Annotated in this window: 10 protein-coding genes and 1 pseudogene; 2 read left to right on the forward strand and 9 right to left on the reverse strand. The window is 42.1% G+C overall.

Features of this window, described 5'->3' with window-relative positions; genetic code table 11:
• Positions 1–2: 2 nt before the first annotated feature.
• From wecC to ACFI32_RS10765, 6 genes are read right to left on the reverse strand one after another with little or no spacing between them, the layout of a single operon-like run.
• Positions 3–1,262 (reverse strand): UDP-N-acetyl-D-mannosamine dehydrogenase, encoded by a 1,260-nt coding sequence (wecC, locus tag ACFI32_RS10740; RefSeq protein WP_462626588.1) that lies wholly within the window; start codon positions 1,260–1,262, stop codon positions 3–5.
• Positions 1,263–1,285: 23 nt separating this feature from the next.
• Entirely contained in the window at positions 1,286–2,410 is a 1,125-nt protein-coding gene (wecB, locus tag ACFI32_RS10745) for a non-hydrolyzing UDP-N-acetylglucosamine 2-epimerase (protein WP_462626589.1), read from the reverse strand.
• A gap of 9 nt (positions 2,411–2,419) precedes the next feature.
• On the reverse strand, positions 2,420–4,393 hold the full coding sequence (locus ACFI32_RS10750; RefSeq protein WP_462626590.1) for a polysaccharide biosynthesis protein: 1,974 nt from the start codon (positions 4,391–4,393) through the stop codon (positions 2,420–2,422).
• Between the two features lie 30 nt (positions 4,394–4,423).
• Positions 4,424–6,643 carry a polysaccharide biosynthesis tyrosine autokinase gene (locus ACFI32_RS10755; RefSeq protein WP_462626591.1) on the reverse strand — a complete coding sequence of 740 codons (2,220 nt, stop codon included), beginning with the start codon at positions 6,641–6,643 and terminating at the stop codon, positions 4,424–4,426.
• A gap of 13 nt (positions 6,644–6,656) precedes the next feature.
• On the reverse strand, positions 6,657–7,088 hold the full coding sequence (locus ACFI32_RS10760; protein WP_462626592.1) for a low molecular weight protein-tyrosine-phosphatase: 432 nt from the start codon (positions 7,086–7,088) through the stop codon (positions 6,657–6,659).
• 22 nt (positions 7,089–7,110) lie between these two features.
• Positions 7,111–8,214, reverse strand: a complete 1,104-nt coding sequence (locus tag ACFI32_RS10765) for a polysaccharide biosynthesis/export family protein (protein ID WP_462626593.1) — start codon at positions 8,212–8,214, stop codon at positions 7,111–7,113.
• Positions 8,215–8,600: 386 nt separating this feature from the next.
• On the opposite strand from ACFI32_RS10765, the gene rluB reads away from it, so the two are divergent.
• Positions 8,601–9,506: a 23S rRNA pseudouridine(2605) synthase RluB gene (rluB, locus tag ACFI32_RS10770; protein WP_462626594.1), complete on the forward strand. Its 906-nt coding sequence runs from the start codon at positions 8,601–8,603 to the stop codon at positions 9,504–9,506.
• Between the two features lie 120 nt (positions 9,507–9,626).
• Here the strand turns inward: rluB and ACFI32_RS10775 are convergent, their stop codons facing one another.
• From ACFI32_RS10775 to ACFI32_RS10785, 3 genes are all read right to left on the reverse strand, one after another.
• Entirely contained in the window at positions 9,627–10,181 is a 555-nt protein-coding gene (locus tag ACFI32_RS10775; RefSeq protein WP_462626595.1) for a hypothetical protein, read from the reverse strand.
• 57 nt (positions 10,182–10,238) lie between these two features.
• Positions 10,239–10,799, reverse strand: coding sequence for a hypothetical protein (locus tag ACFI32_RS10780; RefSeq protein WP_462626596.1), 561 nt, complete (start codon positions 10,797–10,799; stop codon positions 10,239–10,241).
• Positions 10,800–10,902: 103 nt separating this feature from the next.
• Entirely contained in the window at positions 10,903–11,670 is a 768-nt protein-coding gene (locus tag ACFI32_RS10785) for a hypothetical protein (protein WP_462626597.1), read from the reverse strand.
• Positions 11,671–11,952: 282 nt separating this feature from the next.
• On the opposite strand from ACFI32_RS10785, the pseudogene ACFI32_RS10790 reads away from it, so the two are divergent.
• Positions 11,953–12,446, forward strand: a pseudogene (locus ACFI32_RS10790) (transposase); the annotation flags it as partial.
• Between the last annotated feature and the right edge of the window lie 101 nt (positions 12,447–12,547).

Genomic DNA, 12,547 nt, shown 5'->3' on the forward strand with positions numbered 1-12,547 from the left:
TTCTATGATATGCCTTTAGTATCTATAATCAATAGTAAGTCAGTCAAAACATCTCTATAAAACTCTTTATGATCAACCAAAATTAAGTGAATGTCTGCCTTATGTCTTTCATCTAACTCAATTAACTTAATATTATCTTGCATACCTTTAGGTAATTCATCAATATTAGGTTCAATTGCTAATATATTTAATCCTTGTTGAGCTAGCTTCTTCGTAATATTTAAAGCAGGACTTTCACGAAGATCATCAATATCAGGTTTGAATGCTAAACCGTAACAAGCAACTGTAACGTCATTAATAGTCTTAGTAGGGTTGTCCGCTAAGAACTCAATAACCTTTTCATTTACCTTAGCGATGACCCACTCAGGCTTACTTTCATTGACCTCACGAGCAGTACGAATTAATTGAGCTTCATCTGGTGTCTTAGATACGATAAACCAAGGATCTACAGCGATACAATGCCCACCTACGCCAGGACCTGGCTGTAGGATATTTACTCGTGGATGACGATTGGCTAAGGCAATAAGCTCCCATACATCGATATCTAGCTTATCGCAAATCATAGATAGCTCATTCGCAAAAGCAATATTGACATCACGGAACGAGTTTTCAGTCAGTTTACACATCTCAGCAGTGCGAGCATTGGTAGTAATGCATTCACCTTTTACAAAGACTTTATACAGATTACACGATGCTGTTGAAGATACCTCTGTCATACCGCCTACGATACGATCATTGCTGATAAGCTCTTGTAGCACTTTACCTGGCAACACACGTTCAGGACAGTGTGCGATTCTGATATCCGCCTCTTCACCTGCTTGCTGAGGAAAGCTTATGTCTGGACGGGCTTGGCTTAGCCACTCAGCCATCTGTTCGGTAGCGCCTACTGGGGAGGTTGACTCTAAAATGACCAGGTTGCCTGCAGTTAAGAAAGGAGCTAACGCTTTCGAAGCGGCCTCAATATACTTTAAGTCTGGTTCGTGACCTTCTTTAAATGGCGTTGGCACTGCTACTATGTAAGCATCAGCTGCTACTGGTGTAGTTTGTGCCGATAGCGTACCTTGAGCGACTACCTCTTTTACCAAGGCATCTAAATCAGGTTCAACGATATGCACCTTACCTTGATTGATCATATCAACTGCATATTCATTAACATCAACACCCGTGACTGTAACCCCATGAGCAGCGAAGGTAGCCGCTGTAGGTAAACCGATATAGCCCAGACCAATAACACAAATATGACGAAATTGAGAGTTTTTCATTGACTATTACCACCTATATTATGTTAGACGTTTTTCAAAAAATTAATAATTTGTTGACACGCAGTCCCATCTCCATATGGGTTATGGGCTTCTGTCATCTTTTTGTATAAATCTTGGTTTTCTAGCAGTTCCATAACTGAGTCTTCGATTACAACAGGATCAGTTCCTACCAGTTTTACTGTGCCGGCTGACACTGCTTCTGGGCGTTCAGTTGTATCACGCATCACTAATACTGGCTTGCCTAGAGAAGGTGCTTCTTCCTGTATACCTCCTGAATCTGTCAAAATCAGATAGCTCTTATTCATTAAGTAGACAAAGGGTAGGTAATCCTGAGGCTCAATCAGTTTAATATTATCAATGCCTGATAATAACTCATTGACTGGTTTCTGTACGTTAGGATTAAGATGTACAGGATAAACAATTTGTACATTTGGATTTTTCTTTGCAATATTAGCAAGTGCTAAGCAAATATTTTCAAATCCTTTACCGAAGTTCTCTCGACGATGACCAGTGACCAAAACAAGCTTCTTGTTGGCATTTAAAAAATCAAACTGCTTTGCAAATATTGCTTGCATGTCCTGATCAGTTTCAACCTTTTCTTTAACAGTCAACAAAGCATCAATCACTGTATTGCCTGTAATAACAATATTAATAGGGTCGTTATTTTCTTTAATTAAATTGTCATACGATGTTTGTGTTGGCGCAAAGTGATACGTCGTTAGTACACTTGTTAGCTTACGATTTGCTTCTTCAGGCCACGGAGAATATATATTACCCGTACGCAAACCTGCTTCAACATGACCGACCTCAATTTTATGATAGTAAGCGGCTAATGAAGCAGCAAAAGTGGTGGCAGTATCACCGTGCACCAATATAATATCAGGCGCCCAGTCATCAAAAACTTTATTTAGTCCCTGTAACACACCGGAGGTAATATCAGCCAATGTTTGTCCAGGTTTCATCAAATTTAAGTCAAAGTCTGTCTCTAACTCAAATAAATTTAGAACTTGATCAAGCATTTCTCTATGCTGACCTGTCACACATACTTTTGTTTCGAATTCATTATCTAGTGTTTTTAGAGCTATTGCTAAAGGAGCCATTTTTATGGCCTCAGGACGTGTTCCAAAGACCAAAAGTATCTTTTTCATTGTATATTCCTAGTTGTCTTGTGAATTATAACCCGCTACAAAATATCTAAACTGCGTTTTTAACCATGTAACGTCATGTAGTTTTGACTTTTCTGAAATCTCTATCAATACTCGTTCTATCTCTGTTAGAGCAAATCTGTGTTCCATCGCTTGCATTATAAGGGGGTGAGCCGTGTCTTCCACATTGTCATCACCAATTATGAGTTCTTCATATAGTTTTTCACCAGGACGAAGGCCCGTAAAGACGATTTCAATATCACCATGAGGGTGCTTAATGTCTTTTACTTCATAACCACTTAGATGAATCATGCGCTGAGCCAGATCAACAATTTTTACTGGTTCACCCATATTCAGTACAAACACTTCACCACCACACGCCATAGCACCTGCCTGAATCACTAGATTTGCCGCCTCTGGAATAGTCATAAAATAACGTGTGACATCAGGATGGGTAACAGTAATAGGTAAGCCGTGCTCTATCTGTCTGGTAAACACAGGTACCACAGATCCTGATGAGCCTAGCACATTGCCAAATCTAACCATACTGATACAGGTTTTGCTATCGGGCTTTATGGAGGCAGCTTCATAACTTAATGCCTGACATACAAGCTCAGCTAACCGCTTTGTAGCACCCATGACATTAGTCGGTCTCACAGCTTTGTCAGTAGATATCAAAACAAAGGTTTCTACATCTGTTTGAATAGCAGCGCGCGCACAGTGGTAAGTACCTCGAGTATTGTTAATAACCCCTTGGAATGGATTGTGCTCGACTATAGGCACATGCTTATATGCTGCTGCATGATAGACCGTTTGTACATGATAAGTCTGAAATATCCACATAAGATTATGCTCATCAGTGACATTACCAATGATAGCTACAATCTGAATATTGTGATATTCGCTATGGCTTGCCTGTTTTGCAATGAGCTCTTGATGAATGCTATAAAGAGCAAACTCTGACAGCTCGTATAACACCAGACAAGTTGGTTTATTTTTGATAATTTGACGGCACAACTCACTACCGATAGAGCCACCCGCCCCAGTTACCAATACGTTTTTACCAGTAATATTTTTTGCCAATAGGCGTTCATCTGGTTCAACGGTTTGCCGATCAAGCACGTCTAAAATATCAATCTTACGCATGTGGCTAACCGTGACTTTTTCATCAGCGATCTCTTGCAGACTAGGTAGCTCTTTTATTTTAATAGAGATATGTGAAAGCTTTTCAATAATTTTGCGCTTGCGGGCACGGCTAATAGAGGGTACTGCAAGAAAAACTTGAGCAATACTAAGCTCATCAACCAACTTTATTAAGTCCTCTGCTGAATAGATTCTTTTACCCAATACATAAGCATCGGTCAGCTGTGGATCATCATCAACAAAAGCCACTACATTATATTTATGCGAGTTTCTCAACCCTTCCACAAGCTCTTGTCCTGCGCGGCCTGCACCATAAATGACCACATTATCAAGATCCGTAGTGTCTTGATAACGGTCTATACCTGTACTCTGTGCGCGAGTTAACAGCTCTTTAATCGTCAAACGGCTATTCCAAAGCCAGATAAAGAACATGAATAAAAATAGAATTGGCACCGAACGTGGCATGGTTGGCAAAACATCTAAATATAATATCAACTCATACAGCACAATCAAAACAAAGAAAAGCTGTAAGACGTGGCCCATCAACGCATCAAAAAAGCCACGCGCAACGCCTTTGTAGAATCCTATGATGTGTAAGCTGATGACAGGTATAGCAGCGTATAGACATAAAGTAAAAAACGGAATATGTAAATCTATATAACCGAAGCGTAGCGACAAAGCAAAAAATAAGCACAATGCTGACATAATAAAATCAGCAAACGTTAAAATACTTTTTTTGACCAAGCGCGGCAATGCTAAAAGTTGCTTAACCATATGCTGTACTTTACCAGCAGAGTTGGCTTTTTCTTTGGGCCTTAATTCATTGTTCGGCTCAATATTCATATGCTTAATACTCAGCAGATTTTTTAATAATTATTTGTTATTACCATAGGCATAGCTGTAGTGATAACTATACTTACTCATTCTGGTTTGTTGCACATCATTTAGTACGATGCCATCGACCTGAACATTGGCTTTGTTCAATTGTTTGATAGCATAATTTAGCTGACCTTCGATGGATTTATCATAGCGCGTGACCATCAGTACTTTATCAGCATAATGTGACAATACAATGGGGTCAGACGCTGCCAAAACTGGTGGCGAATCAATCACAATATAGTCATAGTGTGCACCCAACTGTGCCATCACTTCTTCGAAGTATTCACTAGTCAATAATGATACTGGGTTGTGTGGCTGCTTACCACGTGGCATAAAGTCAATATGATCTGTAGAGGTAGGGTGGATCGCATTGACAATACTTTCTTCTGTTATTTTTCCTTCGCTTAGTAGTTCAGAGAGACCATTATCTGGCTCTAGATTAAAGAGTCTATGCATCTCGCCCAGACGCATATCCGCATCGATAATCAAGACTTTTTTGTTCAATTGACTAAACACTTCCCCCAAGTTGGCAGCAATAAATGACTTACCTACCCCTGGACTCTCACCTGAAATCAGTACCACTTTCGCTTTATAACCGAGCTTACCTGTCTCAGGCATGCCAAACATTAAGTAAGTACGCAGGCTTTTGATTGCTTCATAACTTAAGCTGTTATTATCAACATAGGCCAATAGTCGATTGGGCGTATTTTTCTTTTTAGCCAGTCGCGATAAAGATGGTGAACGCGGAATGGTCGCAATAACAGGGATGCCTGTCTTTGTTTCAATCTGCTCAGGATCTTTAACGACTTTCTTGAGTAAGTTTTTAAGTAAAACCAACATGACTCCCAACATACCAGCAAGCAGCAAACCTAGAATAATAATTTGCATTCTCTTAGGCGCAATTGCCTTGAAGGTACTAATAGGAAGGTCAACTATACGTGCATAGCCAATTTGACCTGCTTTAACAATTTTTAGCTGTTCATAGTTTTTAAGCATGGTCAGATAAATTTCACGGTTGATTGCCACATCTTCTGATAGCTTTAAAAACTCTCGTTGGATTTCTGGTAGTCCTGCAATGGTATTATCAATTTCCTGCTTTCTATCATTAAGGACTTCAAGCTGATCATTGATCTGTATAACAAGCGGATGCTCTTCCGTATAATAGGTCGTCAAGTCTGCTTTTTTAAGTTTGAGCTCATTAAGCTGTACATCAATTTGCGAGTTTTCAGTCAGTAATAGTTCTGCTTCTTTGCCCACATCTATGGTACCGTAGCGGGTACGAAACTCATTAAACTTAGACTCTGACTCTTCAAGCTTTTGCTTCAAAGCAGGAATTTGTGTTTCCATAAAGCTGATGGTTTTAGTCGTCTCTTCAGAACCACGGGATTGATTTTGATCGACATAAGACAACACAATTTGCTTTAAAATACGGCTAACCTGCCTTTGATCATTGCCTGTCAGCGACATCTGAATGATGCCCGTCTGCTTTCCTCTTTCTATAACAGACAGCCTATTATTGATATCGTCTGTGGTGGCTTTTAAAGATTGTTTAGTCAAGCTGACACTATGACCATTATTAGGTAGCTCATTAACCGTAATTAAAATTGCACCATCAGTGCCACGAAAACGATAGGACTGATTAAGCTGGCCTTTGAAGGTATCAAAGTCATTGCTGAGCTCAAAACCTGTATCCGTTTGTGTGAGCTTGAAGGTTTGGTTCAAATAATCTGTCGACACATCAAACTGACTGATGCGTGCCAGTCCGTCACTGGTTTTTAAACTAACCCCTTCTGGAATATTTGTCTGTGTGGGTATTTGTGATTGTCTTATTCTCTCAATAGCACCCACCGCAGGATCACTTATACTGATGTCTAAATGCAATAAATCGACAACGGGTTCAAGCACCATGCGTGATTTAATCAATTCAGCTTCAGTCTGCGCTGGGCTAACATCAGGAGACACTAATTCTGAGATGTTTTGACCCAGTGCTGAGATGCCTTGTGATTTATCATCAATCTGAATAAGCGCATCAGACTTAAAGGTTGGATTCACATATCGGCTATAGAGTATACCAAGCACCAGTCCCAGTAGCGCAAAAGCGATGATAATTTTCCAGCCACGCAGTAAGACCATGGCTATAGCCATTAAGTCGATGTTGTCTTGTTCAGACTCTGAACTACTAGATCTTGGCAAGTTTTGCGAATTTGTACTCATAAATCTTCACTATTTAACCGATTTTGTTGAACCACTGATCCAAACTATCAACGATATCTCGTTTGGCAGTCTCAAATGCTAATTCATCATGACCATAAGGATCCGCCACGTCTTTATCAATCCAATGTCCGATTCTAAACACTTTTCCACGGCATTGCGGCCATTGCTCTTCAATCCATTTGGTTTGACTGACTGACATGGTTAAGATCAAATCCGCTTTTTTTACCAAATCTTCATTGATTTGCTTTGCTACATGACCAGTCATCTCTACGCCATCTTGCGACATTACAGCCAGCGCTTTAGGATCGGCGTCACTACCGACCACAGCAGATAGCCCTGCCGAATCAATATGTTTATTTGGGTAGTGCTGCTGAAGTAACGCTTCACCAATGGGACTGCGACAGATATTGCCAACACAGACTACCAATATATTATTAAAGCTCATAATGCATGCCTATCTATAAAATTTATAAACCCGAAATACTTCTGATGGCAGAAGTAGAAGGTAGCAATGCGCTGATAACGCGATTCCAGCGTGCAAGACCTGTTGGATCCACATAGACAATATCGTTAGACTGCATCTCAAAACGATTGGCTAATGAGAAGTTTGTAATGGTCTGCATATCGACATAATAGATATCTGTTAAACTGGTACTCGGATTGTCACGTACCACATAAATTTTGGTGGCATCGGCAGTTCCCGCATCCAAACCTCGTGACTGACCAATCACTTGAGCGAGACTGAGTCCCTGCTCTAGAATAGGTACAGGCTCGACTTGGCCAAGCTCACCTAGGACATAAACCTGATTGCGGCTTTGGCTATTGATATGAATGGCGTCGCCATCTTGGACATATAACTGATTGGCCGAAACACCTGCTTCACGCAAGTCTTGTAAACCAATGTTGTAGCTGCGTCCATTACGGTTGAGCACAATACTGTTAGAGTCACCTGTTTCGGTCGCCCCTCCTGCCATAGAAATCGCACCATATAAAGATACTGGCGTATCGGCAATCACAAACTCACCTGGCTGTCTGACTTCGCCATCGATAAAAAACTTATTGCCACGATAGTTAATGATTTTAACTTGAGGATCAGAGTATTTTAGATAGCGCTGCAGACGACTGCGCAAATTGGCGGTAAACTGCGGCACACTCAAGCCACTTGCTTTAATGCGGCCAATCAATGGAAACTGAATATACCCCTGCTGATCGACTGGGTAACCTGAAGCGTATGGATTGGTATTGCTGACATTATTGAGAGGTGTGATTTCTGGATATCCTGTGAGCACGATGCTCAGGATATCACCTTGAGCGATAGTATAATTGACGCGGTTAGAACTCTTTAATAGCTGCACCACATCGTCGTCAATACGGGCAACTTGTTTGGGTGGTAATGTCGCTAAATTCAGCGGACGTATATTAAACTGCAAGCCATTTTCAGCAGTAAAAGAACCTGTTGGCGGCAACTTGCCAGTATTTAATCCAGGGTTAATTGTCGTGGTTGCACAACCATAAAGCGCCGTACTCAGTGCAATACATACTGTACTGAATACCTTTGTTGTCTGGTGCATGTAATATCAACCTCATCTGTTACGACTATTAAAGAGCGTTATCTAGCATTCAATAATATATATACACTAAAATAATGGTTACTTACGTTTTTAACATAAGTAAGCAGTATCATAACATAAGTTACCCGCTATTAAGCGACCACCCCCTTGAATTAACATAAAAATATATTTCATTGATACTGACTTCTCATGATAAAGGGTGGCATAAAAAATCAATGATTATATGAAAATAGCAAAATATTAAGGGATGGTAGCACGCACTTGCTGCTCAAAATATGACATAATGTGCGCTACAAAATAGCGTATTATGTTGTCGTTGTTTGTTATACCAAAGCGTTGTCCTCCATACATTGAGAAATGTCACTTACCGATTCAAGGAAATCATGATGAAAGATGAAAAATTGCAAAAAGCACTGGCCCGCATGGGGCTGGGTTCGCGTCGCCAAATGGAAGAGGTGATCAAAGCGGGACGCGTGTCAGTCAATAGCGGCCCTGCAACCATCGGCGATCGCGTCGGACAAGGCGATGAGATTCGTGTTGATGGTCGCCTGATCAAATACACCGCTGAAAATGAAAAGCGCCGCCGTGTGCTGGCTTACTATAAGCCTGAAGGTGAGATTTGCTCTGCCCATGACCCAGAAGGTCGCCCAACGGTCTTTGATCGGCTGCCAAAACTGACTCACGATCGCTGGGTAATGGTCGGGCGTCTTGATATCAACTCTACTGGTTTGCTGCTGTTTACCAATGATGGTGAAATGGCGCATCGCCTGATGCACCCTTCAAATGAAGTCACCCGTGAATATGCGGTACGTGTACTGGGTGAGGTCACACCTGATATCGCCCGTACCTTGACTGCTGGTGTGATGTTAGATGACGGTATGGCACAGTTTGAAGATATCCAAGAAGGTGGTGGCGATGGGGTCAACAAATGGTATCACGTCAAATTAAAAGAAGGCCGCAACCGCGAAGTACGCCGTCTGTTTGAGTCCCAAGGCTTGAAGGTTAGCCGCTTGTTGCGTACGCGCTATGGCTCTATTGCATTGCCTAAAGAGCTGCGTACTGGGCGCTTTTTAGAACTGGATAAAAAAGACATTCATACGCTAACGGATTTGGTCAGCCTGCGTCCACGCTATGGCACAGGTCTGCATGGCGCAGCCAAACGCAAGCAGGAACGTATCAAAGACAAACCGCTCAAAGCCCGCCGCAGTAACAGCAATCATGGCGGAGCCAAAGCAAAAAGCAGCGGCAAGCCTGCCAGTCGCGGTACGCGTGATCGCAATAACCAGCGCTAGGCTTTTGCTACAGTCATCTTTTGCTAGAGCAATAACAGCTCGCACTTGTTAAACCAAAAAAGCTGCCAGTGATTTGATATCGCTGGCAGCTTTCTTATTTGCTGCGTTTTTTATTTACCTTTATCTATCGTCACTGTCGTTATGACTGTCCATATAGCGCTTCATTACTTTCAAATCTTGTAGGTGCTGGCTTTGGCTTTGCTCCATCAGCGAATCAAGACACTGCTCTATGTTATCGAGCGCTTCTTGCAGCAGCTGACCCGCTTCAGTCAATTTGGCCTGACTCAGACTTTGGGCACTTGCTGCATACAGCTGATGATAACTTGCCAGCATTTGCGGCAGCCGAGTGTGCAGTAGTTTGTGCAGTACAAATTGCTGCTCGGTCAGCGTTTGGCTATCAATTTGCGTCTGGTATTGCTCCTGGTAGCACTTGGATTTTTGATCGATACGCTGTATCTGGCGCAGTTGAGCTGCTGGTAGGTGCTGCAAATGATCGGTATTTAATGCCAGTGTGTGCCATGTCATATCAGACAGCGCTATTGGTTGGTCGGGTGATTGGTAAACCAGCACTCCTGGGGTAATACCAACCATACGATGAAACGCATGCCAGCCTTTTTTGCCCAAATATAGGATACCAAAGGTCGTGATTACTCCCACACCCAGTAATATACTCATAACCCCTTGTCTCTTATTAAAGCCATTCTATTTGTTTGTGATATACCACACATATGACTACGATTGAGAATCTTGTGAATTGTTATCAAAGCGCTGTTCTAGATAACGGTTGGCAACCAGTAGCTTTTGTCCATCTTGATGGTATGACGCATCAAGCAATTCGTCAAACTGCTTATTAATAGTAGATAACACGTCCAATAGTGCCTCTTTACCCGTGAGATTAGAGTTTTTGATTTTGGTGGTATTGGCACGTGCACCATCTAAGTCATGTAGGCGGCGGTAATCCGCTACGGCTTGCGGAATGTGCTTATCCATAAGGTTTTGAATCATGATATAGGTTTCGGTGATGGTGTCTTTATCATCGATTTTGCCATCGTTATTGGTATCACCATAGATCAGGCGCAGTTTTTTGCCTTTTTTATTGATTTGGGTTAAGGCGGCGATCACGTCTTTTGGTAAGCCTTTTTCTGGTATATAGCCAAGCTGCGGCATGGCGGTATATTCAAGCATTTTTGGTGCAGTAAGCTTTTTGATGCCGCGATAACCCAAATATACGCCAGCAGCAGGCAGTAACCCGTACAGTACAAACATCACTAACATGGCGGTCACTTGAGTCATTACGGTATCCTTATATAGACAATATCAATCTCATCTCTATTAAACAAAAAAATAAGGGCCTGTAAAAGCCCTATATTGTTGTTCCTTGCTTGCACCCTGTAAACTAGCTTTTGGTTCGACTCTTGACATAGCGATGCGTTGAGGCCAACCGGTTTAATACCGTTTGGTGCAGCTCATCGAGTAGCTCATCAAGTTCATAATCAATCTCTAAAAATAAATCGGTGAGCATGTCACGCGCACTCATGGCCCCTTGTACGGTATTGTTTTTGGTACGATGCGGGCTAAAGCGCAGTAGCTGTTCATAATGATGTAGGGCTTCAGGGATGCTCTCACCCACCAGCTTGTCGATGACAAATTGGCGCTCATTGTGCTGCTGTTGCTGTTGATCATTCAGCTCCAAGCTCCAGTCGCGGTAGCGCTTTAACTTACCATTAATACGATCCAAAATAGCCACCGCTTCGATGGGCATGGCATTTAAGGTGGCTTCATCCACCACGTCAACAAGCTCAGTCATAATCGGACAGCGTCCATGTTTGAGATACCATAATGTATCGGGATCAAAAGGAGGTCTATTGGGCGAACGCATGGTAGCACGGTTCGCCAGATAGCGATCCGTTAGTGGCGTGGCGGCACGAATATCTTGCACTTGTGCCAGCGCCGTGCAGATACGCTCAGCACGCTGCGGTGCAGATAAGGATGGACGTACATTGTGATTGCCATCAGCAATATCATCGTCTGTATTCTCAGGATCTACATCACTTGCGCTATTTTCTTGCGCTTGCGTAGCAGTTTGCCTCACTGCTTCGGCCGCTTGCGCGGGGAGATCTTCTTGCACTTGTCCAAAAGATTGTAGCATTCTTGTCAAACTCACGACCATGACCTGCTCTACCTCTTATCTGATACACGCGCATTGTGCTCGTATTGCATACGTTTATTCAATAGCGTATTTTAACAGGTTTTTGCTGGCCTGCCAGTACGCAAGTGTCACCGTTTCTACGCACTACCTTTCTATACTAAGCATTCCTTTTTTATGTTAGGTGTTAATTTCAGAATATCGGGCGTTTCTTGAGATTTGGTTGAATTACTTCATTGAGCTTTTAAGGCTAAAACATAAGCGTTTTCAGATTCAAAATACTTTGTATTTGCAGCAATAGAAAATGACGCGAATGAATGCAGAGGCGATTTGTGAGACTGCCACCAAACCTAAAACACGCTTTGTCAGTATAAAAAGTGAAGAGCAACAAGCCGTTTTGTTGTATATCTACATCGCATTAGGCAAGGCGCTATAAAAGACAGAACTTCACGTATTCATCGATTACGGGGGAAAAAGCTGTTGTAGCGACCGTTAATGACGCTAAGCATTTTAATACCAGCAGATCATTTGCTGCATGAATTGGTTTAGTTCCACTGCACTATTCAACAGGCGGAAAAGCGCAGCTTGGGCAAGCAGCTTGGGCAAATTGGTAAACGCGGTGAAAAACATATTCGCACTTCACTTATTCATGGCGCACAAGTATGTGGATAAAAGACCTTGTTGAACAACGAGGGTTCAAACGAGCCACTGTTGCGCTGGCCGCTAAAAACGCCTGTCTAATATGGGCTCTATTACACTCAGAAAAAGCGTATCAGGCTGACTATGTGAAATGATTTATCAAGTAGTAAGGTAAACCTCACCGAGTCTGTGCATTAGCAATTGACGATAACACGGTCAAACCGAAGCAAAAAAACCTTTTTAATCGGGAAGAGAC

Source organism: Psychrobacter sp. PSi21 (assembly GCF_054960615.1).